This window comes from Actinomadura sp. 9N407 (genome assembly GCF_044326315.1).
GTDB lineage: Bacteria > Actinomycetota > Actinomycetes > Streptosporangiales > Streptosporangiaceae > Spirillospora.
Genome location: NZ_JBIRAW010000007.1, coordinates 45,750 through 69,453, shown reverse-complemented (window position 1 = coordinate 69,453; position 23,704 = coordinate 45,750). Strand labels below are relative to the sequence as shown.

Here is a 23,704-nt window from a genome sequence, read left to right as displayed (position 1 = left end):
TGAAGGCTACCGAGCCCCGCCGACAGTTCGTGCCCGGCCGTGCCCGCCGGGCGCGCGGTAGGCGGCCCAGGACGCGCGAACGCGCCTGGCCTGGCCGGTGGTGAACTCGCGCATGCAGTCGTCCGTTCCGTAGTTCATGAAGTTGCGCACAGGGTCGCGCCCGGGCCGGCGGCAGGTGTTCCTCGAACGCGGGCAGCCTTCGGCCGGTCGTGCCTCGTACGGGGTGTCGTCCACACCGTCGCCCGGCGCCTCGCAGCCGTTCTCGAACGTGTGGAACAGCCCGAGCCAGTGCCCGACCTCGTGTGCCGCCGTGTGGCCGCGCCCGAAGTGCTTGAACGAGCCGCCCGGCACGGTCCGGTGGTCGATGACCACGCCATCGACGACGGGGTCCGCCGCGTACCACTGCGGGAACGTCGAGAATCCGAGCACGTCCGAGCCGACGGACGCCGTGTAGAGGTTGAGCGTTCCCCGTCCCCCTTTGCGCAGTGCCTTCTTCATCCGGCGCTCGTGGCGCTCCGGCTCCCGGAACCAGTTCCGCCTGGACGTGCTGTCGTAGCCCGCCAGCCGGAACCGGACCCTTGTGTCGATCCCGCCGCGCTTGCCCCCGTACGCGCGGTTGAGGGTGCCGACCTGCTTGCGTGCGATCCCCCGCGACACCCGCCCCTGGGCGCCATCGGTGACGGCATGGAACCAGACGGGTACGACAATCCGGCGAGCCGTCCTGCCGGCCGTCCTGCGAGCCGCGTCGAGAGCGCGCTCATCAGCGGTCCCGTAACGCTCGTCCAGCGTCTTCCGCAGATGCCCCAGCATGCCGACGACATCCTCACCGCTCCGGCCGTGAGGCCGCCGCTCGTACCGTGCCGCCGCCCGCCCCACCCCTGGCGTCGCCCCTGCCCCCGCCATCGCGTGTACGTGGACGCAGGCGACATCTCCCGCTCTCTCGCCGGTGGCCGGAGGGTGTCGATCAGGCGGCCCACCTCCACCACTCAGCGCTCCGGACGCAGTACAGAAAGTCACCGTCACAGCGCATAGTGAGACCACCAGGGTCCGGCCCATCGATTCCCCCGAGTTCGGTACGTCGCGATCCTGCTCCCCGATGGTCCCCCGACCACCACGGGATCACGAGCCGAACACCCTCACTCGGCGTGCCGTCCCCGCTGAGGCGGCGCCGTTACGGGCGGCTCAGCGGGGAGGTGCGATCACTCCTTGCCGTCGCCGCCGCCGGCCTTCATGGTCTCGTAGATCTCCTTGCACTCCGGGCAGACCGGGTACTTCTTGGGATCCCGGTTGGGTACCCAGACCTTGCCGCAGAGCGCGATCACCGGCGTGCCGGTGACGGCGCTCTCGGTGATCCTGGCCTTCTTCACGTAGTGCGCGAACCGCTCGTGGTCGCCGTCACCGTGCGACAGATCCGGCCGGGTATCGCTGTCGGGCCGGGTATCGCTGTCGGGAAGGATCTTGGTACTCATGTGCCCTCCTCGGCCCCTGCGGCTCGGTGGCCGCGTCCGCATGGCTGCTGGTGATCCGCCAGGCCACCGCGGTCGTCCGCGGGGTCGCCGATCGTCGTCTGCGGGCATCGCTCTCGCCGCTCACTGCGGCGTGTCGCGGCTGCCCACTCCACACCTTAGTTCAGCGCCGGCACAGCTCGGTTCGGCCCGTTCGGTCGAAGGTTCCCGTTCAGCCGAAGGTGCCTGTTCAGTTGGAGGTGCCCGTTCAGTTGAGGGTGGGGTCCTCGGGGAACGTGGACACGAAGGCCAGGTCGCCGCCCTGCCTGCGCAGGACCTCCTGCCAGAGCCGGTCGGGGGCGGCGGCGAACACGTCGCCCGCCTCGGCCGGCACCAGGTACCAGGCGCCCTCCTCGACCTCCGAGTGCAGCTGGCCCGCCGACCAGCCCGCGTACCCGGCGAAGACCCGCAGCTGGAGCAGCTCGGGCGCCAGCAGCGCCGGCGGTGCGTCCAGATCGACCAGGCCGACCCGGGACACCTCGGAGCCGCCGTCGAGGGCACGCCAGCCGAGCGGCTCGTCCTCGCCGGGCAGCCGGGCGAGCGCGAGCGCGTTGTCCAGCGCCACCGGCCCGCCCTGGAAGACGACCGACGGGCCGGTCACCAGCTCGGCCCACGGCGGCAGGACCCGGTCGACGGGGACCTCGGTCGGCCGGTTGAGGACAACCCCGAGCGTCCCGCCGTCGAAATCGTGCTCCACGAGCAGGACGACGCTCCGCCTGAAGTTGGGGTCTTCCAGCTGAGGGCTGGCCACCAGCAGGAGCCCCACCCTGATGCCGTCTTCCATGGGATCCATGATGCGTTGCCGAGACCTCCGGCGGCACGTCCCCCCAGTCGTTAGCCTGTTACGCGTTCCAAATCTTCGGGGATACAAGCACAATACGGGTCCAGGTCAATATTGATCTACGAGCATGGATCCGCGAGCATTTGGGAACCACGAGCATCTGATCGAGCAACAGCGACCGTGCGCGGGTGCGGACCGGCGGGCGGCGAGCCGGGAGGAACGCGATGCAGTTGCCCAGGGTCGTCATCGCCGCCGTCTTCTTCGTGATCGGGGCGCTGATCGCGGTCCCATCGCTGGTGAACTGGATGTCATCGCCATCGTCGGCCAGCCCGGCGGGCAACAACACGACGACCTCGCCCTCGCCCTCGCCCAGCCCCAAGCCGACCAGCCCCAAGCCGACGACGCCGAGCGCCACACCGCCCAAGACGCCCCCGACGTCCAAGACCCCGGCGCCGGCGCTGCCGCTGCGGGTGACCATCGGGACGGTCGGCTGTCCTGAGCGCGAGGTCAAGGTCACGGTCCGCAACACCGGCACGCAGAACGCCGACTACGCGATCGAGAAGAACGACGACACCGAGGCCGTACCCGGCCAGATCGGGGCCGGCGCGACCCGTACCAGCACGGTCACGCTGCGGGAGGACCGCCGGACCCGCATCGAGGTCACCTACCGCAACCAGCGGGTCGAGGCCAAGACGCTCACCGCCAACTGCGCCAAGAGCAAGGACGCGGCACCCGCGCCGACCGACTCCCCCGACGACGAGCTGCCCCGTACCGGCCCTGACACGGTGCTGTGGGCCCGCGCGGCGACCGGCGGGGCCGCGATGATCACCGGCCTGATCATCTTCTGGTACGGCGGGATCTGGCCCCGCCGGCGCGAGCAGGTCTTCGCCAAGAAGCGGACCGACTGACCCGCACCGCCGCCTGCGCTCCTCGTTGACTCGTGCTGTGTTGACTCGTGGCGTGTTCGCCCTTGGCGTCGCCTGTGGAGGCGAACACGCCACGAGTCAACGTGGTCGGCAATGCGGGGGGAGGCTCAGGCTTCGGTACGGGGGCGCCCGCCGGCGGCCTCGCGGACGGCACCGGCCACGCGGGGGACCACCTCGGCGTGGAAGACGCTCGGGACGATGTAGTTGGGGCCGAGCTCGTCATCGGTCACGACACCGGCGAGAGCGGTCGCGGCGGCCAGCAGCATGTCCTGGGTGACGACGTCGGCCTGGGCGTCCAGCAGCCCGCGGAAGACGCCGGGGAAGGCCAGCACGTTGTTGATCTGGTTGGGGTAGTCGCTGCGGCCGGTGGCCACCACCGCGGCGTGCTCGCGCGCCACGTCGGGCGAGACCTCGGGCTCGGGGTTGGCCAGCGCGAACACGATGGCGTCGTCGTTCATCGTGGCGATGTCGCCGCCGTTGAGGATCCCGGGCGCCGACACCCCGATGAACACGTCGGCGTCCTTGACCGCGCCGTGCACATCGCCCGCGTAGCCGTCGGCGTTGGTGTTGTCGGCGATCCAGCGCAGCGAGTCGTCGAGGTCGCCGCGGCCCTTGTGGACCGCTCCCTTGAAGTCGCAGACGACGACGTCGCGCGCGCCGGCGTGCATCAGCAGCCGCAGGATCGCGGTGCCCGCGGCACCCGCGCCCGCCATCGTGATCCGTACCGCGCCGATGTCCTTGCCGACCACCCGCAGCGCGTTGGTCAGCGCGGCGAGCACGCAGATCGCGGTGCCGTGCTGGTCGTCGTGGAAGACCGGGATGTCCAGCAGCTCGCGCAGCCGGGCCTCGACCTCGAAGCAGCGCGGCGCGGAGATGTCCTCCAGGTTGATGCCGCCGAACGCGGGGGCCAGGATCTGCACGGTACGGACGATCTCGTCGGTGTCCTGGGTGTCCAGGCAGATCGGCCAGGCGTCGATGCCCGCGAACCGCTTGAACAGGGCGGCCTTGCCCTCCATCACCGGCAGCGCGGCCTCCGGGCCGATGTTGCCGAGCCCCAGCACCGCCGAGCCGTCGGTGACGACCGCGACGCTGTTGCGCTTGATGGTCAGCCGGCGGACGTCCTCGGGGTTGCGGGCGATGGCCAGCGAGACCCGGGCGACGCCGGGCGTGTAGGCCATCGACAGCTCGTCACGGGTGCGCAGCGGCACCTTGGACTGCATCTCGATCTTGCCGCCGAGATGCATCAGGAACGTGCGGTCGCTGACCTTGTGGATCCGGATCGCGTCGAGCTTCTCCAGCGCCGCCGCGATGGCCTCGGCGTGCTCGGTGTCACGGGTGGCGATCGTGACGTCGATCCGGAGCGTCTCGTGACCGGCCGTGTTGACGTCGAGCGCCGTGACGATGCCGCCGGCGTTCTCGACGACGTGGGTGATCTGGCTGACGGCCTTGCCGCCGGCCGGAACCTCCAGGCGGACGGTGATGGAGTACGACACGCTGGGCACGCTGGCCACGACTTGCTCCCTCTGCTACCGGGTACGTCATTGTCCCGGTCGCATCGTCCCACGGGGGGACGAGCGGCCGGATGCCGTCGCCCGGCGCCTACACCGGCCCCGCTCTTCCGCCGGCTCTGCTCTTCCGACTTCTCAGACGGCCCGTGCCGCGGTCGTGATCAGCTCCACGGCTGCGGGCTCGGGAAGCCTCGTCGTGTCGATCACGAGGTGGTAGAGCCGCGAATCGGCGGGATCGGCCCCGTAGAAATGCTTCACGTAGGCCGCTCGGGCGCGGTCATTGTCATCGAGCATACGCTCAACATCACGCTGCGACGTCCCGGACGCGGTGATCCCGGCCGCGCCGCCGCCCGTTCCGCCCGGGTCCACGCTCCCGGCCTCGCCCACGCCGTCGCCTTCGCCGGACGGCTCGGTGAGCGCTCGGGCCAGCCGCCGCGCCCGGGGCCCGTCCAGCCGTACGTGCAGCGCGCCAGGGTGATCGGCGAGCAGCACGGCGCCGGCCCGGCCCAGGATCACCCCGCCGTCGCCCTCGGCGGCCCGGCCGATGATCCGCTCGGTGTGGGTGACGAACTCCTCGTCCGGAACGATCGCCCGGTCGGGCAGGTAGACGTCCATGCCGCCGAACGTGACGCTCGGCAGCCGGGCGGCGCCCGCGAGGATGCGGCCCAGTCCGCTCTCGGCCCGGTCGTCGTGCGCGAGGGCCTCCTCGAGCGTGCAGCCGATCTCCGCGGCGACCGTGGCCGGGATCGCGCGGTCCACGAAGGGCAGCGCGAGCTCGGCGGCGACGGCGGGGCCGATCGAGCTCCCGCCCGCGCCGAACGTGGCGGAGATGGTCACGACGCGTGCGCTCACACCGCCATCATGCCCGTTTCCGCCGGGAACGGAACGGAAACCGGAACCTGCCCGGCCCCCGGAACAGACCCGGCACGGACCCGGAACAAGCCTGGCTCAGGCCAGGATCGAGTCCGGATCAGAACAGCGCCGACTGCAGGCCTCGGCGGGCCTTGGCCACCCTCGGGTCGTCGGACGGCAGCATGTCGAACAGCGCGAGCAGGTGCTTGCGGGCGGCGTCGCGGTCGTCCCCGGCGGTACGGCGGACGGCGCCGACCAGCCGGTCGAAGGCCTCGTCGATCCGGCCGGAGACCAGCTCGATGTCGGCGGCCTGGATCTGGGCCTGGACGTCACCGGGGTCGGCGGCGGCCTTGCGCAGGACGGCGTCGGCGTCGAGCGCCTGGACCCGCTGGCTCAGCTCGACCGCGGCGAGCCCGCGCTTGGCGTCGGGGTCCTGCGGGGTCTGGGCCAGGATCCGCTGGTACGCGGCCTTGGCGGCGTCGAGGTCGCCCGCGTTCAGTGCCTGCTCGACCTCGGCGTACATCGGGTCGGCCTGCGGCTGCTGGGGCTCACCGGCCTCGACGGGCTCGACGGGCTCGCCCTCGGGCAGCCCGCCCTCGGGAAGGATGCCCTCCTGGACCAGCGCCTGCATGAGCTGGTCCAGTGCCTGCCGGACCTGCGGCTCGGGGGCGGCCTGGTTCATGAACGGCATCATCTGGCCGCCGACGACCATCGCCACGAACGGGATCCCGCGGATGCCCATCTGCTGCATGTACTGGGCGAGCGCCGGGTTGGCGTCGATGTCGACCTTGGCGAGGATCCACTTGCCCGCGGCCTCGTTCGCCAGCTTCTCCAGGATCGGGCCGAGCTGCTTGCACGGCCCGCACCACTCGGCCCAGAAGTCCACCAGCACGGGAACGGTGCGCGACCGCTCCACCACGTCGGTGTTGAACGACTGGTCGGTGACGTCGATGACGTACGCGCCGCCACCACCGCCCGCACCCGGCGCACCCGGCGCGGCCGGCGCGGCGGACGTACCGGCACTCGCCTGGCGCTCCTGCTGCTTCTTGGCGGCTGCTTGGCGGGCCCCCAGATCAATGGCCCCGTGCAACGAAAAGTCCCGAGAAGGCATGGGTCCATCCTGCCCCATGAACGGGGCGCCCGGTGCGCGCGTCCGCTAGCAGCGGAGCGCACCGTTCTTCCGGAACGCGCCACAGGGTCTTCCGGGACGCGCCGCGGCGGCCGTCCGGCCCTTGTCGACATGCCCGCCGGCACCCGCCACTTCGCCCCGTTCCCGTCTGTACGGACAGAAGCGAATAATTCCTGGAATTCGCCGCGCCTTCGCACGGGCAAAGAATCGAGCCGCCCGGGCGCGTAAGGAGAAAGAAGGCTGACAGCTATCGCCAAGCCTGGTTATAGTCACGATGTCGATGCATGGTGCGACGGCAAAAAGAGGCTCGCCGCCGGGCTCACGACGAGACCCGGGTTCGAGCGGAAAAGCGCCGCGGCGGGGGGAAAGGCCGCCGGTGCTCCTCTTGGGTCGCCCACGAACGCATGACGCGACAACGGGGGGTTTGAGTGATCGCGGATCATTCCGCGATCGTGGCCCGAGGGATGGGTGTCCGCCGCGGGGGGCGGTGGCTCCTGCGCCCGGTGGCCTTCGGCATCGCCGAAGGCGTGATCGGCCTGGCCGGTCCACCTGGTGTCGGTAAATCCACTCTATTGGCTACGTTCGCGACATTGCGCCGGCCGCACAGCGGGCGCCTCAATATACTCGGCCACAACACCGGTGAGTCCGGCGCGCTGCGTGCCGTACGAGCGAAGATCGGATTCCTGCCGGGCCGATTCTGCTGGTCGAAGACCATGACCGCGGAAGAGCTGGTGGCCTATTCGGCCTATTACAAGAGGGTGCGCGCGCCGGCGGCCAGGGACATCATGAAACGGCTCGGAGTGGCCGACGAATCGCGGACCGAGCTGGCATTGCTGCCGCCCGACGTCCGGCTGCGCGCCGGGCTCGCGGCGGCCTGCGTGCACGAACCCGAACTGGTGGTGCTCGACGATCCGCTGGAGGAGCTGTACGCCGGGCGCGGCGCCGCCGACGAGGCCGCGATCGCCGAGCTGATCCCGCTGATCCGGTCGCTGGCGCCCACGGTGCTCGTCTCGGCGGCCCGTCCCGAGCATCTGGCCCCCTGGTGCCGCGACGTCTTCACGCTCGCCCGCGGCCGGCTGACCGAGCACGCGGCCCGGCCGGCGCAGCCGATCCAGCGCCCCCGGATCCGCGCGGGCCGGCTGCCCGCGGGGAGCGGCGCCGGTGTCTGAGCTGGGGCGGGTGCTCCGGCTCGACGCCCGCCGCGCGGCACTGCTCGTCGCGGTACCGCTGCTGACCGGGATCGGGATCGTCACCGCCTGGCTGTCGCTGGTCCCCGGCGTCGCGTACTGGGACAACTCCATCGTCGCCCTGATCAACTCCGTCCGGTTGCTCGGTCCGGTCGCGGCCGGACTGGCCGCGTGGGCCGCCGTACGCGAGCGCGGCCTCGACTACCTGCGCGACCTGTCCCCCCGTTCACCCGCCACGGGGGCTCTGCTCGACCTGCTGCTGCTGGCCGGGGCGGCGGCACTCGCCTACGGGACGGTCACGATCGTCGTGACCGCCGAGACGGTGCTGCGGCAGGCGGCCGGCCGTCCGCCCCTGCTGGGGGTACTCGTCGGCGGGGCGGCGCTGATCCTGCATGTGACGGTCGGCTACCTGGCGGCACGCCTGTTCCCCCGGCCGGTCACGGCCGTGGCGGTGATGGCATTGACCTGGTCGTGGGCGGCGCTGCGCACCCCCGGCACGTCGTGGTGGAGCCTGCTGCCGCCCGCGACGTTCGACCAGGTGGAGCTGTTCACCGGGCTCCGCCTGCGCGTCCTGGCCGATCAGGTCATGTGGGCGCTGGGCGGCACCGCGACGCTGATCCTCGGCTACGTGACCCTGGTCACCCGGCGAATGCTCCTCGCCGTTCCCCTGCTGCTGGCCCTCATCGCCACCGGCGCCGCCACGGTCCGCCTGAACGCCTCGGACGGCGATGCCGTCTCCCCGGCCTCGGCCGACCTGTCCTGCCGCCACTGGCCGCTGCAGATCTGCGTCCACCCGGCGCTGCGTTCCGCGCTGCCCGCACTGATGACGGCGGTGACACCACTCGCGACGCGGCTGAGTGGGACGCCGGGCCAATTCACCCGAGTGGTGCAGCGCCCCGGCTCCGCGCCCATCGCGGTCGTACGGGGCACCGCCTCCATCCACCTCGACGACGCCCTCTCCCCCGGGTACGAGCTGCGCGCCGTACAGCAGATCAAGGACGCGCTCGCCGACCCGCGCGCCTGCGCCGTCCCCCGGTACCCCGGCTACCGCGCACTGGTGGACGCCTGGCTGCTCGGCCGGCCGGCCCCGTCGATCTCGGACGCGCCGGCGGCCCGCAGGTTCGGGGACTGGAGCGAGGACCGCCGCCGGGCCTGGCTCCGTTCCAACTACGCGGAGTACCACGCCTGCGGCCTCGGCCCGCGCGACTTCAGGCCCGCTCCGGCCAAGCCGTCCACGGACGCCCGGCGCCCGTCGCCGCGCCCCACCCGACCGCGCGACCTGCCCGCACGCCGCCCGCCGGCCCAACGCTCACAGGCCCAGCGCCCGCAAGCCCAGCGGGGACCGGCTCACCAGGGGGCGGCCCAGCAGGGACAGGCCCGTCCCAGGCCGGCTCAGCCCAAAACGGCTCCACCCAAAACGACTCCACAGCGTTCCCCGGAACGCGAACCGCCCGCGTGAACGTTCACGCGGGCGGGATCGTACGAAGAATTCTCCGCGTGCGAAGAATTCCCTGCATGGCCGCGACGAGACCCCCCAGACCCGGCGCGGCCATGCAGAGCTTGTTCAGGCCGGAAGGCTCGACGCCGTCCCGGCCCGCTTGATCCAGTGGCGCTCCACGAAGTACGGGGCCACCGGGAGCACACTGGCGATCAGTGCGAGCACCGTGCGCTTCAGGTTCCAGCCCAGCGCTCCGCGGGCGATGAACACCATCCCCACATAGGCGAGGAACAGCGCCCCATGAGCGGCACCGGTGATCGATACCGCCACCGGCATGTCGCCGATGTACTTCATCGGCATCGCGACCAGGAGCAGCAGCAGGAATGAGGTCGCCTCGGCGATCGAGACGATCCGGAAAGCACGAACGATGTCCACGGCAGGTCAACGTACCGGTACCCCGCCAGTGTTTCGAACGGGCGTATGGCCCTGCTCACATCTGGGTCGCCGCCGGGTAAGGTGACCCGGCCGGATCGCCGGGCATGCCCTACCCATGGCACGTTCTGAGCAAAAGAACGCTGGGTCCCGAAAGAGCGCCGAGTCCGCGAAGACCGCACCGCCCCGCGGACGTGGCACGCGCACCCTCCTGCTGGTCATCGCGCTGACCGTCGCGCTCGTGATCGCGGCGCAGCAGATGATGGGGATGCTGCCCGGCTGGATCAACCCGTTCGCCGAGGAGACCAAGGACCGCAGCGGGCCGGTCGTGGTCCAGTCCATCCGCGACCTGGCCCGCTTCGAGTCGGCCAGCGGCAGCTACCAAGTGATCGTGGACCTGGAGAAGGACGCCAAGTTCCTGCCGGGCTCGGTACGCGGCGAGCGCACCCTCTTCGTCGGGCACGGCTCCGTGGACGCCTACGTGGACTTCGCCAAGCTCGCCTCCGGCGCCGTCACCGTGAACGCCGACCGTACGGCCGCGACCGTCAGGCTGCCCCGCGCCCAGCTCGAGGCCACCAACCTCGACCCCAAGCGCAGCCACGTGTTCTCCACCCAGCGCGGACTGATCAACCGGATGGGCGACTTCTTCAGCAGCAACCCCGCCGACCAGCAGCAGCTCTACGTGCTGGCGAGCCAGAAGATCCAGACCGCGGCGGCCGAGAGCGGCCTGCGCGAGCGCGCCGACCAGAACGCCAAGCAGATGCTCCAGAACCTCCTGAAGGCCCTCGGCTTCAAGACAGTGACCATCCAGCCCGTCGCCCAGTAGCTCACCCAGACCAGCCACCGACCTCAGCCCGCAACGACCTCAGGCGTCGCCCGGAACGCGAATGAGCAGAGCGTCTCCCTGACCGCCGCCGCCGCACAGTCCTGCGGCGCCGGTGCCGCCGCCGCGGCGCTTCAGCTCGTACGCCAGGTGCAGGACGATGCGGGCGCCGGACATGCCGACCGGGTGGCCGAGGGCGATCGCGCCGCCGTTGACGTTCACCTTCTCGGGGCCGACGCCAAGGTCGCGCATCGACTGGATGCCGACGGAGGCGAAGGCCTCGTTGATCTCGATGAGGTCGAGGTCGGCGGCGGTGACGCCCGCCTTGCCGAGGGCGTGCGCGATGGCGTTGGACGGCTGGGACTGCAGCGAGTTGTCCGGGCCGGCGACGGTGCCGTGCGCGCCGATCTCGGCCAGCCAGGTCAGCCCGAGCTCCTCCGCCTTGGCCTTGGACATCACCACGACCGCGGCGGCGCCGTCGGAGATCTGCGAGGCCGAGCCGGCGGTGATCGTGCCGTCCTTGCTGAACGCGGGGCGCAGCCGGCCCAGCGTCTCGGTCGTCGTGTCGCCCCGTACGCCCTCGTCGGTGGCGAACACCACCGGCTCGCCGCGCCGCTGCGGGATCGTCACCGGGGCGATCTCGTCCTCGAACAGGCCGTTCTTGACGGCCTCGGCGGCGCGCTGGTGGGAGCGGGCGGAGAACTCGTCCTGCTCGGCCCGGGAGATGCCCAGCTTGGCGTTGTGGCCTTCGGTGGACTCGCCCATGGAGACGTTGTCGAACGCGTCGGTCAGCGCGTCGTGGGCCATGTGGTCGAGCACTTCGATCGACCCGTACTTGTAGCCCGCCCGCGACTTGGGCAGCAGGTGCGGGGCGCCGGTCATCGACTCCATGCCGCCGGCCACCACGATCTCGTGCTCGCCGGCCCGGATCAGCTGGTCGGCCAGCGCGATCGCGTTCAGCCCGGACAGGCAGACCTTGTTGATGGTGATCGACGGGACGCTCATCGGGATGCCCGCCTTGACGGCGGCCTGCCGGGACGGGATCTGCCCGGCGCCGGCCTGCAGCACCTGGCCCATGATCACGTACTCGACCTGGTCGCCGGCGATCCCGGCCCGCTCCAGCGCGGCCTTGATCGCGTGCGCGCCGAGGTCGGCGGCCGAGAAGTCCTTCAGGGAGCCCAGCAGGCGGCCGATCGGAGTACGGGCTCCGGCGACGATGACGGATGATGCGGTCATGAGGGGGCCTCCACAAAGGCTCGGCGGCGACGTTTGCCACGATACCCAGGAGGACCGAACGCGATTCCCGCCGCCCCGTACCCGAGGAGAACCCATGCTGACCCGCATCGACCACATCGGCATCGCCTGCCATGACCTGGAGGCGACCGTGCAGTTCTACCGGGAGACCTACGGGTTCACCGACGCGCACTTCGAGGTGAACGAGGAGCAGGGCGTCCGGGAGGCGATGCTGAAGATCAACCAGACCGGGGACGGCGCGGCCAGCTACATCCAGCTGATCCAGCCGATCCGGGACGACTCCACCGTGGCCAAGTGGCTGGAGAAGAACGGCGAGGGCGTGCACCACATCGCGTTCGGGACCGACGGTGACGTCCAGGACGAGGCGGACGGCATCTCCGGCAAGGGGGTCAGGGTCCTGTACGACGAGCCGCGCCGGGGTTCCATGGGCTCCCGGATCACGTTCCTGCACCCCAAGGACTGCCATGGCGTGCTGACCGAACTCGTCCAGAAGGCGACCTCCTGACCCGGGCTCTCCTGACACGGGGCGTCTGACACCCCCGGTCAGCACCAGCGGGTGGCCAGAGGGGCAGGGCGTTGGGACGGGCCACTGGGCCGTGCCACCCGTACGGGCCGCCGGAACCGGCCGTACGCGCCGGCACGTGTCCGGTTTCGGGGTGTTCACCGGCGAAAACGATCACGATTCGGCGGACACGTCGGGAAACCCGAGGATCGTGACGTGTTCGATATCACAACGCCGTGTACGGGACCGCGACCGCCGGTGTGTAGCCATTCGGGCACGTTTGGTGCTTTTCGGGGGCGCGGCCTCGGGTAGCCGTACCGCCATGGTCAACGGAACAAACAGGACAAACTACGCAGCGCGTCAAGATGAGCCCCCAACACGGCAGCTCCGGGAGTACGCTTCTGTCGCCGGAAGAGGTCTGGGGCCCTGCGCCCGTTCAGCCAGGCGATCAACCGGTCCCCGGAACCACCCGTAGCCCCGTCACACCAGGATTGAGCCACATGCAGTCCGACATCGACGCCCAGCTCAGCAACTTCTTTGAAGACACGCCCCCACGCGAGTTCGACGTGGTGCTTCGCGGCTACGACCGGCACCAGGTCGACGAGCACATCAAACAGCTCGACAACGAGGTCCGAAATTCCCGCGAGTCCACCCAGGCTCTGCAGCGGGAGCTTTCGGACGCGCATCGCCAGCTGCAGGAGCAGGAGCGGCCCACCTATTCGGGCCTCGGCGCCCGCATCGAGCAGCTGCTGCGACTCGCCGAGGAGCAGGCCACCGAGCTCGTCCAGGCCGCCCGCTCGGAGGCCAACGAGATAAAGGCCGCGGCGAAGGTCGACGCGGCCGAGCTCCGTGCCGCCTCCGAGAACGAGGCGTCCGAGCTGCGTGCCACCGCCCAGCGCGAGGGCGACGACATGCGCAACGCGGCCGAGCGCGAGGCCGAGGAGGTGCGCACCTCCGCCCGCCGCGAGGCCGACGAGCTCACCTCGACGACCGAGCGCGAGGTCGCCAAGCTGCGCGCCACCGCCGACCACGAGGTCGCCGAGAAGCGCGCCAGCGCCGAGCGTGAGATCGCCAAGCTGCGCACCACGACCGAGCGCGAGGTCGCCCAGCTGCGCGCCTCGACCAAGCGTGAGCGCGACGAGATCCTCACCACGGCCAAGCGGCAGGCCGACGAGATGCGGGCCCAGGCCCAGCGCATCCTGGAGGAGAGCGAGGCCCAGCGCGCCCAGGCCGAGGCCGAGTTCGAGATCCAGCTGGCGGCCCGCCGCGAGGAGGCCGACCGGCAGGACGCCGAACGGCACGCCAACGCCCAGGCCGCCACGCAGAAGCTGGTCGCCGAGGCCGAGCAGCGCGCCGCGTCCGCCGAGCAGCGGGCGGCCAAGGCCACCCAGCAGGCCGAGCAGACCCGCCGCGAGGCCGACTCGCACGCCAAGCAGCTGATGGCGAACGCGCGCAAGAACTCCGACCAGGTCATCGCCGAGGCGAAGTCGCAGGCCGAGCAGTTGCTGGCCGAGACCAAGTCCGAGGCCGACCGGGTCCGTACCGCCGCGCAGCGCCAGGTGGACGAGCTCACCCGCCAGCGCGACAGCATCACCAGCCACCTCAACCAGCTGCGCCAGCTGATCGGTGGCGTGGCGCCGGCCATGGGCGACGACGCGATCGCCGCCCCGCCGGAGAAGCCCGCGCTGTCCTCGCCCGAGCCCAAGCCCGCGCCCGCGCAGGCCCCGCCGCAGGCGAAGCAGCCGGTCGCCAAGGCCGCTCCGGTCAAGAACTCGCAGGCGAAGAAGCCCGACGAGGACGACGAGGACTGGTGGCAGGAGTGAGGCGACACGCCTGACACGCCCGGCTTGTCCGAGCGCGAACGAAAAGCCTGGAGGTGGGAGACTGCCTCTAGGCTTTTCCGCTTCTGAACCGAAATCGCGCGGGTCGTCCCGTCCGGCCCTGCCGGTTCCGCTCGGACGGCTGGACGGATAACGAGGAGAGTGCCGTGTCCGAAGACATGCCGCCCAAGGAACGGCCTCCCGTTCCCGAAGGCACGGAATCCACTCCGGGCAGCAACGTCCCCGCCCCGTCCCCACCACCCGACGATGCCCCCGAGGCGTCCACGGAGGCGGACGCTGAGGCGGACGCGGGTGCTGAGGCGGACGCTGCGGCGGGCGCGGGTGCTGAGGCGAGCACTGCGGCGGACGCCGACGCCGATGGCGAGGAGTCCAAGGCGGCCGGCCGCTCGGTCGAGGCGCCCGCGGCCGCCGCCACGTCCGGTGGCAACGGGGTGGAGATCCCTGAGACCGGAGGGTCGGTACGGCTCGGGGACGTGGCCTCGGTGGACGATGCCGAAGATCCTCCCCGCAAGGACGAGGCCGACCGTCTCCTGCCCGTCCCCGTGACGGCGTCCTCGTCCCCCTCGACGTCCTCGGGTTCCAAGGGACCCGCGCTCGGCTCGGACGCTCCGGCCTCGACCGTGGACACTCCCGATCCCGCGCACGACCTGGAGCAGCGCAAGCGCGAGGCCGGGGTCGACAAGCGGTTCCCGTTCGGACGGCCGGGGCAGCCGCTCGGGCAGACGCATCCGTTCGTGTTCGGCTTCACCGGGGCGCTCGGGGTCATCACCGCCTGGCTGCTCATCCAGGCCGCCGCCAACGCACGGTCCGTCCTCATCATGCTGGTGGTGGCGATGTTCCTGGCGGTCGGGCTCAACCCGGCGGTGGAACGGATCAAGCGGTTCGGGCTGTCGCGCGGCTGGTCGGTGGCCGTGGTGTTCCTGCTGGTGCTGCTGTTCTTCGCCGGGTTCGTGGCCTCGCTCGTCCCGCCGCTGACCGAGCAGATCACCGCGCTGACCCGGAACGTCCCGATCTACATCGAGCAGCTGCAGAACAACCCGAAGATCGCCGAGTGGGACCAGCGGTACCACCTGCTGGAGCAGGCGCAGAAGAAGATCTCCGACGCGGAGTTCCAGGAGACGCTGGCCACCCGCGCGTACGAGGTCGGCCGGCAGGCGGTCAGCGGGACGGTCCAGACGCTGACCATCCTCATCCTGACGCTGTACTTCCTCGGCTCGCTGCCCCAGATCAAGACGTTCTTCTACCAGCTCGCGCCGCGGTCCCGCCGGGCCCGGGTGGCGCTGCTGGGCGACGAGATCCTGGACCGGATCGGCGGGTACGTGGCCGGCCAGTTCACCATCGCGTTCATCGCGGGACTGATCAGCTACATCTTCCTGGAGATCCTCGGGATTCCGTACGCGCTGGCCCTGTCGCTGATCGTGGCGGTGACCGCGCTGATCCCGCTGATCGGCGCGACGATCGGGGCGGTGATCGTCACGATCGTGGCGTTCCTGCACGGGGTCCCCGAGGGCATCGCCAGCATCGTGTTCTACGTGATCTACCAGCAGCTGGAGAACTACCTGATCCACCCGCGCATCATGAAGCGGACGGTGGACGTCCAGCCGGCGGTGACGATCGTGGCGGCGCTGGTCGGCGCGGCACTGCTGGGGGTGATCGGGGCACTGCTGGCGATCCCCACGGCGGCCGCGATCTCGCTCGTGATCCGCGAGGTGTTCCTGCCACGCCAGGAGTCCCTGTAGCCGCGGCGTCCCTGTAGTGGCTGGGCGGCGCGGTTGCTGGGCGGCGTGGCTACTGGGCGGCGCGGGCCAGGGCTGCGGCGAACTCCGATACGGCCTGGTTGAACAGGTCGGGCTGCTCGACGGCGCACAGATGGCCCGCGCGCGGGATGACCATCAGCTCGGCGTTCGGCATGACGTCCGCCATCGCGCGGGCGTCGTCCTCCGTCGTGACGCCGTCCTCGGAGCCGACCAGGACCAGCACGGGCACCTTCAACCCGCGCAGCGTCTGGAACGAGGCGTCGCGGGCGGCCATGGCCCGCAGCGCCCAGGCGGCGGCCGGGGCGGGGGTGGCCTGGACGAGGCCGCGCACTCGCCCGTACACGAGTGCGCGCTGCTGGAGCGTGGTGGGCCCGACCAGGTTCGGCAGCACCTCGTCGAGCAGGACGGTCACCTGGTCGTCCCGTTCGAGGGTTTCGGCCTGGCGCAGCCGGGCGAGCCGTACGGCGTCGGTGTCCGCGGCGGCCTTGGTGTCGGCCAGGACCAGGCCGAGAACGAGGTCGGGATGGCGGCGGCACAGCGCCATCGCCACGTACCCGCCCATCGACAGCCCGCCGATCACCGCCCGGGACAGGCCGAGGCGCCGGAACAGGAGGGCCACGTCGTCGGCCATGAGGTCGACCGACGGCTCGTCGGTGCCGAGCCGCGATCCGCCGAAGCCGCGCAGGTCGGGGGTGACCACGCGGAACCGTCCGGCGAGGTCCTCGCGCTGCTTGAGCCACATCGCCGATGACAGCGGGAACGCGTGCAGCAGAACGAGCGGCGTACCGGCACCAACGTCTCTCGCGTACAGCTGCACGGGCATGGCGTGCAGTCCTCCCACTCGTCGATCGCGGTCCGTCCCCCAGCGGGACGGCTACGCAATCGTTACCCCGGAGCGGGGCCCTACGGAGAGGTGTGGCCGTGATCGGTCGCCTGGGTTTAGTTGCCCCATTTGTCTGGCTTGGATGGGCGGGGGGTCCGCCTCAAACGATTGGACCGTCCCATTCCGTGGGGAGGGGAACGGCACCCGGCGCGACCCGCTTCACGATCTCGTTCAGCACGATCCGGACGTACGGCTCGCCCACCCACAGATGCTTGGCGCCGTCCACCGCGACCACCTCGGCCTGCGGGATCCGCTTGAACCGCTCCAGGGCCTCGGCAGGGCGCAGGAAGTCGTCGAACTCGGGGACCAGGGCCACCACGGGACGCCCGTCCTCGCCCCACGCGTCCAGCTCGGCGTCGCCGGCGCGGCGCAGCGGCGGGGAGAGCAGGATCGCCCCCTCGACCAGCGGGTCACGGCCCCACTTGAGGGCCAGCTCGGTCCCGAACGACCAGCCGAGCAGCCAGGGATGGGGCAGATCGTGGAACTCCGCGTACTCCACCGCCGCCGCGACGTCGAACCGCTCGGTCTCGCCGTCGCCGAACTCGCCCTGGCTCGTCCCGTGCGCCGACGTCGTCCCGCGCGTGTTGAACCGCAGCACCGCCACATCGGCCAGCGCGGGCAGCCGGTTGGCGGCCTTGCGCAGGACGTGGCTGTCCATCATGCCCTCGGCGGTCGGCAGCGGATGCAGGCAGACCAGCGTCGCCACCGGGGGGCGCTCGGCGGGGAGCGCCAGCTCGCCGATCAGTTCCAGCCCGTCCGCGGTGTGCAGCGTGATCGCCGTACGCCGCGCCGGGAGTACGGTGCTCGCCCGGATCTCGCCCATCGGTCTCCCTCGTCTCGTCGCGGCCCGGCCGCGGCCTCAGTAGCGCGGGGCCCCACGGGAGCGCATCGTACGGGGCGCCCTCCGCTCACGGGCCTGCCAGCAGGGACGGTGCCAGTGCCGCCGGTCGTCGGCGCCGCCGCGCCCGTCGGCGGGCCAGGCCACCACGTGCCCCACGCCGGCCGGGATCAGCTGGTCGCAGCCCGGGCAGCGATACTGCTTGGCGGCGCTGGAGCCGGAGACCATCCGGACGTTCCAGTCCCCGTCCGAGCCCTCCTCGGTGCGCTGCGTCCACGACGAACCGCCGCCACCGGACGGGCCGGGGCCCGACGGGGTGCGGCGGTTCTTACGCGGGCTCATGGCGACCAGGATATTGGCGCGGCGTCCGGAATCGGACGTCAGCGGAGGGGACGGCCGGCGGTGGCATGCTCGTCCAGCAGCGGTGTGGGCGCGAGGGCGGGCTCGCGGGTCTCGGCGTACAAGGCCCACAGTACGGCGACGGCGCGGTCGAGGCCGAGCCGTTCCAGATCGGCGATCGGCCCGGTCGGGTAGCCGCAGCCCAGCGTCATCGCGGCGTCGATCGAGTCGGCGTCGGCATAGCCCGCGCCCAGCATCGCGGCGGCGTCGTTCAGGTACGGGAAGCGCAGCGCGTCCACGATGAATCCGGCCCGGTCGCGGCAGCGCACCGGCATCAGGCCGAGCGCGGAGACCAGCGCGGCCGTCCGGTCGGCGACGCCCTCACCGGTGGCGACCGTGGCCGCGATCTCGACCAGCGCGCCGCCGGCCTCCGGGAAGTGCAGGCCCACGACCTTGGCGGGACGGTCGGTGGCCATGGCTCGTTCGATCACCGGTACGGAAGGGTCCGCGACGGCCAGGATCGTGTCCGGGCCTGCCGTCACATCGGCGGGGTCCGGCGTACCGGGGCCGAGGATGATCAGGTCACAGCCGGTCAGGTCCGTACCGCCGGTCACGTGCGCGGCCGTCGCCTCGTCCAGGCCCTCGCCGATGTGACGGATCTCTCCGCCCGCTCCGGCGATGGTCGTGATGATCGCGCCCGCCGTCGCCGCGTCGAAGCCGGCGACGCCCACGCTCGGCGCGGGGCCGGTGGACTGTTCCGGCTCGGGGGCCGTGGTGCCGTACGAGTAGAAGCCGCGGCCGGTCTTGCGGCCGAGCAGCCCGGCCGTGACCAGCTCGCGCAGCAGCGGGGACGGCGCGTGCCGGCGGTCGCGCGACTCGGCGTGGACGGCCTCCAGCACTTCAAGGCAGGTGTCCAGGCCGATCAGGTCCATCAGCGTGAACGGGCCCATCGGCAGCCCGGCGCCCGCCTTCATCGCCGTGTCGATGTCGTCGCGGGTGGCGTGGCCGGACTCCAGCATGTTCGCGGCCTGGTTGAGGTAACCGAAGAGCAGCCGGTTCGCCACGAAACCGGCCCGGTCGCCGATCGTCACCGGGGTCTTGCCGAGGTCTTGGACGAGCGCGGCGACGCGCCGTACGGCATCGGGCTCGGTGAGCACGGTGCCGATCACCTCGACCAGCCGCATCACCGGCGCCGGGTTGAAGAAGTGCACCCCGACGATCTTGCTTGGCCGGCTCGTGCCGACGGCGATCGCGGTGACCGACAGCGAGGAGGTGTTGGTGGCCAGCACGGCGTCGTCCCGGCAGACCCGGTCCAGCTGCGCGAACACCTTGCGCTTGAGTTCCAGCCGTTCCGGGACGGCCTCGATCACCAGATCGCACCCGCCCAGATCGGCGAAGTCGGTGGTCAGGGTGATCCGGTCGAGGATCTCGCGCTGCCCGTCCTCGCTGAGCCTGCCGCGCTTGACGGCGCGGCCGGTCGAGCCCTCCAGATGGCCGCGGCCGCGTTCGAGCGCGTCCTCGTTGATCTCGACCCCGACCACCGCGAGCCCGCCGCGGGCGAGCACCTCGGCGATGCCCGCGCCCATCGTGCCCAGCCCTACGACCCCGACCCTGCTGAAACCACCACTCATGCACGGCAGTCTCCCAGAACGCTCCGGATCGTCCCTGCCCGGGTACGACGGGATGGTGCGCTTTGGAATCTTTCTTCTCGCGGCCCGCTACCCCGGCCAGGACGACGCCGCCGCCCTCGCCCGTACGGTCGAGGCGGCCCTGGCGGCGGAACGTGCCGGGTTCGACGACGTCTGGCTGGCCGAGCACCACTTCATGTCGTACGGCGTCGTCCCGTCCGCGACCACGCTCGCCGGGCACCTGCTCGGCCGCACCCGGCGGATCGATGTCGGTACGGCGGTCAGCGTGCTGTCCAGCCGCCATCCGGTCGCGCTCGCCGAGGAGGCCGCGCTGCTCACGCTCACCTCCGGCGGCCGCTTCCGCCTGGGCGTGGGACGCGGCGGGCCCTGGCGCGATCTGGAGGTCTTCGGTACGGGCCTGTCCCGCTACGAGGACGGCTTCGCCGAATCCCTGGACCTGCTCCTGGCCTGGCTGGACGGCCCGGAACGCCTGTCCTGGGAAGGCGAGCACTTCCGCTTCCGCGAGGTGCCCGTGGTACCGCGACCGGCCGCTCCCCCGCCGGTCGCCGTGGCCTGTACGTCCCCCGCGACCGAGCGCCTGGCCGCCGAGCGCGGGCTGCCGATGCTGCTGGGAATGCACGCCGGTGATGAAGAGAAGGCCGCCGCGATAGAACGTCATGGCCTGCCGGAGACACCGCATATCTCCACCCACCTCGCCCAGGTGGCCGGCACCCGCGACGAGGCCGTGTCGACGCTCGTCCGCGAGATGCCACGCTGGCTGGGGCCCGGCCTGGACGGATACGTCCCGGTCGACGACCGTCCGCGCGAGCGCCGCGACCCCGTCGAATACACCCGGTACCTGTGCGGCCTGCATCCGGTCGGTTCCCCGGACGACTGCGCGGAGTCGATGATCGGCACCGTCCGGCGTACCGGGATCCGGCACCTCATCCTGCTGGTGGAAGCGGCCGGATCGCGCGAGGCGACACTGGAGAACATCGCCCGTCTCGGCGCCGAGGTCCTGCCCAAGGTCAGGGCCGGAGCCTGACGGCCCCGGCCCTGCCTCGCGATCGTCAGCAGTCGCGCAGCTCGGGCGACTGGTTGAGGATCTGGTCGCGGGCGGTCACGAAGGTGCGGTACGCCTCCGAGTCATCGGCGCCGGCCGGGAAGACGGCGACGCGGTGGCAGTTCTGGAAGGCCAGCTTCATGCCGAAGTGGCGTTCCAGCGTCGCGCGCATGGCGTCGCTGGCCAGCACGCGCAGCAGCTGGCCGCGCGCCTGCTCGTCCGGTGGCGGCGTGTGGTTGTCGGCGAAGTCACCGCCGTCCACCTGCAGCCGGGCCACCAGCCCGGTGATCATTTCCCACGCGTAGGGCAGGGAGTCGCGGATGCACGCCACGAAGGCGGCGTCGTCGACCTCTCCCCGCTGTGCGGTCTCGAGTAGTTCCGGGGACACGTCAAGGGACATGGACGGGCTTCCTTTCACCGAAGGCGATGAGCACCCACCACCCGTGACGCTAACCACGGCCTCCGGGGAATTCCAGGCCTTGACACTCCCGGGTAAGGAATCGATCACGTGGACGTGACACTGCTCGCACGCTCACTCCGCGTGCCACCACACGGGTCTCCGCCCGAGTCTCCGCCCGAGTCTCCGCACGGGCCCGGCGGACGGGCCCGCGTACCCGCCACGGCGCGTACGCCGGACGCGGCAGGAGCCTGGACCAGGCCCCGCGTCCGCATCCGGCGTCTCAGCGACCCGCGGCGGCAGCGGTACCGCCGGCGCGGGTCGCGCGCCGTACGGTCCTCGCGCTGGTCCGCTTCGCGGCCTCGTCCGCCCAGAACCGCAGGCCCCGGCGAGCGATACCCGCGTCACGGGCGCGCTTCGCGCTGACCCGCATGTCACGGGCACGCTCCTGCATCACCGCGTACATGATGTCGTTGTGGAACATCGCCCCTCCTCGGCTTTCCGGGCCGTTTCCCCGGCCCGACATGTTCTAGATTCGCTCTAAGGCGGGCACCCCCACATCGGGACTTAGCCCTATCTCCGCCCGTCTGAGCGCCTTAGAACGGCCTAAGCGGGCCCGCGACGGCTTAGGCGACCCGAGACGGCTTAGAGGGCCCGGGACGGCTGAGAGCCGACATAGCCCCAGGGGACCGAGATAGCGGAGGACGGGCGCGAGCACGGTCCAGGCTCACTAGGGTTGGGCCTCGTGCGTCTCGTTATCGCCCGCTGCAGCGTGGACTACGCCGGCAAGCTCACCGCCCACCTCCCGATGGCCCTGAGGCTGGTCCTCATCAAGTCGGACGGGAGCGTGAGCATCCATGCCGACGACCGGGCCTACAAGCCGCTGAACTGGATGAACCCGCCCTGCACGCTCCGCGAGGAGCCGTTCGGCGCGGACGGCGAGGCCGACGAGAACGGCGCGATCGCCCGCTGGACGGTCACGCACAGCAAGTCGGGCGAGCGGCTGATCCTCACCGTCAACGAGATCCTGCACGACTCCAGCCACGAGCTCGGGCTCGACCCGGGCCTGGTCAAGGACGGGGTCGAGGCGCACCTGCAGGAGCTGCTGGCCGAGCACATCACCACGCTGGGCGAGGGCTGGTCACTGGTCCGCCGCGAGTACCCGACCGCGATCGGGCCGGTCGACATCCTGTGCCGGGACGCCGACCACGCCACGGTGGCGGTCGAGATCAAGCGGCGCGGCGAGATCGACGGCGTCGAGCAGCTCACCCGCTACCTGGAGTTGCTCAACCGGGATCCGCATCTGGCGCCGGTACGGGGCATCTTCGCGGCGCAGGAGATCAAGCCGCAGGCGCGGGTGCTGGCCACCGACCGCGGCATCGGCTGCGTGACGCTCGACTACGACGCGCTGCGCGGGATCGAGCACGAAGGCACGCTCTTCTAAGGCACGCCGCCGGAGCGGGCCCGGCATAATTGCCGGGCATGACGTACCAAGCCGCGGGCACCTTCGACATCGACTCCTGGGACGCCGAGAAGCCGTACGAGGAAGAGGCCGGCAACAAGCTCACCCGGGTCCGGGTCGGCAAGACCTTCCACGGCGACCTCGTCGGCACCAGCACCACCGACCTGACCACGGTGGAGAGCGCGGCCGGGCCCGTCGCGTACGTGGGCGTCGAGACCGTACGGGGCATCCTGCACGGCCGCGAGGGCACGTTCGTCCTGCAGCACAGTGCCGGGAGCGACGACGGTACGGCCGAGACACAGTGGCTGCGGTGGCTGATCGTGCCGACCTCGGGGACCGGCGAGCTGGCCGGGATCCGCGGCCAGGGCGAGATCATCGTGACCCCGGACGGCGGTCACTCCTGGACGATCGACTACACGCTCGTCTGATCCGGCCGCCCTTCCCGGTGCCCGGCCGATCGCCGTCCGATGGCCGTCCGCTCGGCGGGCCCTCGCGGCGCCGGTAATCTGCTGGCATGCCCCCGGCGACCACCGACACCACGCGCGAGCGCATCATCGACGCGGCCGAGGAGTGCTTCGCCCGGTTCGGCGTCGCCAAGACCACGGTCGAGGACATCGCCGCCGCCGCGAAACTGTCGCGCGCGACGGTCTACCGCAGCGTCACCGGCGGACGTGACGAGCTGATCCTCGCGGTGGTGGTGCGTGATCTGAGCCGCTTCCTCGACCGGCTGGCCGAACGGCTGCGTACCGAGCGTTCGGTGTCGGAGGCCGTGGTGGAAGGCACCCTGGACGCGGTCACTTATGTACGGGAGCAGCCCGCGGTAGCGGCGTTCCTGGTGCCGGAGGCCGCCGGGCACATGCAGGCGGCGGTGGCGCAGGGAGCCGAGCATGTCCTGGCGATGTGCTGCGACTACGTGCGCCCGCACTTCGAGCAGGCGCAGCGGCTCCGGATGCTGCGGGCCGACATCGAGGTGGAGGGAACGGTGGAGTTCCTCTTCCGGATCATCACCTCGCTGATCGTGATGGACCGGGACCGGGACGCCGCCGGGCTGCGCCGGTTCCTGCGCACGTACGTGGTGCCGGTGGTCACCGGACCGGAGCCCGGTGAAGGCGCGACGGCACCGGCCGCGCCGCGGAGCCGGTAGCTTCAAAGACCAGGC

At 71.3% G+C, this 23,704-nt stretch carries 25 protein-coding genes; 11 read left to right on the top strand and 14 right to left on the bottom strand.

All coding sequences use genetic code 11. From position 1 onward, the window contains the following. Nucleotides 1-6 precede the first annotated feature (6 nt). The 3 genes from ACH34Q_RS13115 to ACH34Q_RS13105 all read right to left on the bottom strand — a co-directional run bounded on the left by ACH34Q_RS13115 (nt 7) and on the right by ACH34Q_RS13105 (nt 2,289). Nucleotides 7-810: a zinc metalloprotease gene (locus ACH34Q_RS13115; RefSeq protein WP_395983137.1), complete on the bottom strand. Its 804-nt coding sequence runs from the start codon at nt 808-810 to the stop codon at nt 7-9. A 389-nt stretch (nt 811-1,199) separates the two neighbouring features. Next, on the bottom strand, nt 1,200-1,469 hold the full coding sequence (locus ACH34Q_RS13110) for a DUF3039 domain-containing protein (RefSeq protein WP_395983136.1): 270 nt from the start codon (nt 1,467-1,469) through the stop codon (nt 1,200-1,202). Nucleotides 1,470-1,713: 244 nt separating this feature from the next. Then, nucleotides 1,714-2,289, bottom strand: coding sequence for a YqgE/AlgH family protein (locus tag ACH34Q_RS13105; protein ID WP_395983135.1), 576 nt, complete (start codon nt 2,287-2,289; stop codon nt 1,714-1,716). A 221-nt stretch (nt 2,290-2,510) separates the two neighbouring features. Between ACH34Q_RS13105 and ACH34Q_RS13100 the strand changes: the two genes are divergently transcribed. Then, nucleotides 2,511-3,194, top strand: a complete 684-nt coding sequence (locus ACH34Q_RS13100; RefSeq protein ID WP_395983134.1) for a hypothetical protein — start codon at nt 2,511-2,513, stop codon at nt 3,192-3,194. A gap of 125 nt (nt 3,195-3,319) precedes the next feature. On the opposite strand, the gene ACH34Q_RS13095 is transcribed toward ACH34Q_RS13100, so the two are convergent. From ACH34Q_RS13095 to ACH34Q_RS13085, 3 genes are all read right to left on the bottom strand, one after another. Continuing rightward, nucleotides 3,320-4,723 carry an NAD-dependent malic enzyme gene (locus ACH34Q_RS13095; protein ID WP_395983133.1) on the bottom strand — a complete coding sequence of 468 codons (1,404 nt, stop codon included), beginning with the start codon at nt 4,721-4,723 and terminating at the stop codon, nt 3,320-3,322. Between the two features lie 132 nt (nt 4,724-4,855). Then, a complete protein-coding gene (locus tag ACH34Q_RS13090) occupies nt 4,856-5,572 on the bottom strand; it encodes an AAA family ATPase (protein ID WP_395983132.1) in 717 nt (238 codons plus the stop codon). A 118-nt stretch (nt 5,573-5,690) separates the two neighbouring features. After that, on the bottom strand, nt 5,691-6,662 hold the full coding sequence (locus ACH34Q_RS13085; RefSeq protein WP_395983131.1) for a tetratricopeptide repeat protein: 972 nt from the start codon (nt 6,660-6,662) through the stop codon (nt 5,691-5,693). Between the two features lie 503 nt (nt 6,663-7,165). Between ACH34Q_RS13085 and ACH34Q_RS13080 the strand changes: the two genes are divergently transcribed. Beyond that, nucleotides 7,166-7,870 carry an ATP-binding cassette domain-containing protein gene (locus ACH34Q_RS13080; RefSeq protein WP_395983363.1) on the top strand — a complete coding sequence of 235 codons (705 nt, stop codon included), beginning with the start codon at nt 7,166-7,168 and terminating at the stop codon, nt 7,868-7,870. Further along, nucleotides 7,863-9,347 carry a hypothetical protein gene (locus ACH34Q_RS13075; RefSeq protein ID WP_395983130.1) on the top strand — a complete coding sequence of 495 codons (1,485 nt, stop codon included), beginning with the start codon at nt 7,863-7,865 and terminating at the stop codon, nt 9,345-9,347. The genes ACH34Q_RS13080 and ACH34Q_RS13075 overlap by 8 nt, the downstream gene beginning before the upstream one ends. 105 nt (nt 9,348-9,452) lie before the next feature. Here the strand turns inward: ACH34Q_RS13075 and ACH34Q_RS13070 are convergent, their stop codons facing one another. Then, the gene (locus ACH34Q_RS13070) at nt 9,453-9,761 is read right to left on the bottom strand and encodes a DUF3817 domain-containing protein (protein ID WP_395983129.1); all 309 of its coding nucleotides are present in this window, start codon (nt 9,759-9,761) and stop codon (nt 9,453-9,455) included. Nucleotides 9,762-9,876: 115 nt separating this feature from the next. Between ACH34Q_RS13070 and ACH34Q_RS13065 the strand changes: the two genes are divergently transcribed. After that, a complete protein-coding gene (locus ACH34Q_RS13065; RefSeq protein ID WP_395983128.1) occupies nt 9,877-10,584 on the top strand; it encodes a DUF4230 domain-containing protein in 708 nt (235 codons plus the stop codon). Nucleotides 10,585-10,623: 39 nt separating this feature from the next. On the opposite strand, the gene ACH34Q_RS13060 is transcribed toward ACH34Q_RS13065, so the two are convergent. Further along, nucleotides 10,624-11,817 carry an acetyl-CoA C-acetyltransferase gene (locus ACH34Q_RS13060; RefSeq protein ID WP_395983127.1) on the bottom strand — a complete coding sequence of 398 codons (1,194 nt, stop codon included), beginning with the start codon at nt 11,815-11,817 and terminating at the stop codon, nt 10,624-10,626. 94 nt (nt 11,818-11,911) lie between these two features. Here ACH34Q_RS13060 and mce point away from each other — a divergent pair, with 94 nt between their 5' ends. From mce to ACH34Q_RS13045, 3 genes are all read left to right on the top strand, one after another. Further along, on the top strand, nt 11,912-12,340 hold the full coding sequence (mce, locus tag ACH34Q_RS13055) for a methylmalonyl-CoA epimerase (RefSeq protein ID WP_395983126.1): 429 nt from the start codon (nt 11,912-11,914) through the stop codon (nt 12,338-12,340). Nucleotides 12,341-12,837: 497 nt separating this feature from the next. After that, a complete protein-coding gene (locus ACH34Q_RS13050) occupies nt 12,838-14,160 on the top strand; it encodes a DivIVA domain-containing protein (RefSeq protein ID WP_395983125.1) in 1,323 nt (440 codons plus the stop codon). A 164-nt stretch (nt 14,161-14,324) separates the two neighbouring features. Further along, a complete protein-coding gene (locus tag ACH34Q_RS13045) occupies nt 14,325-15,917 on the top strand; it encodes an AI-2E family transporter (RefSeq protein ID WP_395983124.1) in 1,593 nt (530 codons plus the stop codon). Between the two features lie 49 nt (nt 15,918-15,966). On the opposite strand, the gene ACH34Q_RS13040 is transcribed toward ACH34Q_RS13045, so the two are convergent. The 4 genes from ACH34Q_RS13040 to ACH34Q_RS13025 form a co-directional block, all read right to left on the bottom strand. After that, the gene (locus ACH34Q_RS13040) at nt 15,967-16,758 is read right to left on the bottom strand and encodes an alpha/beta fold hydrolase (RefSeq protein ID WP_395983123.1); all 792 of its coding nucleotides are present in this window, start codon (nt 16,756-16,758) and stop codon (nt 15,967-15,969) included. Between the two features lie 160 nt (nt 16,759-16,918). Further along, nucleotides 16,919-17,641, bottom strand: coding sequence for an alpha/beta hydrolase (locus tag ACH34Q_RS13035; RefSeq protein WP_395983122.1), 723 nt, complete (start codon nt 17,639-17,641; stop codon nt 16,919-16,921). 36 nt (nt 17,642-17,677) lie between these two features. After that, the gene (locus ACH34Q_RS13030) at nt 17,678-17,998 is read right to left on the bottom strand and encodes an ATP/GTP-binding protein (RefSeq protein WP_395983121.1); all 321 of its coding nucleotides are present in this window, start codon (nt 17,996-17,998) and stop codon (nt 17,678-17,680) included. Nucleotides 17,999-18,036: 38 nt separating this feature from the next. After that, nucleotides 18,037-19,626, bottom strand: a complete 1,590-nt coding sequence (locus ACH34Q_RS13025; protein WP_395983120.1) for a 3-hydroxybutyryl-CoA dehydrogenase — start codon at nt 19,624-19,626, stop codon at nt 18,037-18,039. A 55-nt stretch (nt 19,627-19,681) separates the two neighbouring features. On the opposite strand from ACH34Q_RS13025, the gene ACH34Q_RS13020 reads away from it, so the two are divergent. Then, nucleotides 19,682-20,668 (top strand): LLM class flavin-dependent oxidoreductase, encoded by a 987-nt coding sequence (locus ACH34Q_RS13020; protein ID WP_395983362.1) that lies wholly within the window; start codon nt 19,682-19,684, stop codon nt 20,666-20,668. A 25-nt stretch (nt 20,669-20,693) separates the two neighbouring features. On the opposite strand, the gene ACH34Q_RS13015 is transcribed toward ACH34Q_RS13020, so the two are convergent. Continuing rightward, nucleotides 20,694-21,086: an SCO5389 family protein gene (locus tag ACH34Q_RS13015; protein WP_395983119.1), complete on the bottom strand. Its 393-nt coding sequence runs from the start codon at nt 21,084-21,086 to the stop codon at nt 20,694-20,696. Nucleotides 21,087-21,366: 280 nt separating this feature from the next. After that, entirely contained in the window at nt 21,367-21,567 is a 201-nt protein-coding gene (locus ACH34Q_RS13010; RefSeq protein WP_395983118.1) for a hypothetical protein, read from the bottom strand. A gap of 261 nt (nt 21,568-21,828) precedes the next feature. Here ACH34Q_RS13010 and nucS point away from each other — a divergent pair, with 261 nt between their 5' ends. From nucS to ACH34Q_RS12995, 3 genes are all read left to right on the top strand, one after another. Further along, nucleotides 21,829-22,527, top strand: coding sequence for an endonuclease NucS (gene nucS, locus ACH34Q_RS13005; RefSeq protein ID WP_395983117.1), 699 nt, complete (start codon nt 21,829-21,831; stop codon nt 22,525-22,527). Nucleotides 22,528-22,565: 38 nt separating this feature from the next. Continuing rightward, nucleotides 22,566-22,973: a DUF3224 domain-containing protein gene (locus ACH34Q_RS13000; RefSeq protein WP_395983116.1), complete on the top strand. Its 408-nt coding sequence runs from the start codon at nt 22,566-22,568 to the stop codon at nt 22,971-22,973. An 86-nt stretch (nt 22,974-23,059) separates the two neighbouring features. Continuing rightward, on the top strand, nt 23,060-23,689 hold the full coding sequence (locus tag ACH34Q_RS12995; RefSeq protein ID WP_395983115.1) for a TetR/AcrR family transcriptional regulator: 630 nt from the start codon (nt 23,060-23,062) through the stop codon (nt 23,687-23,689). The last annotated feature ends 15 nt before the right edge of the window (nt 23,690-23,704 follow it).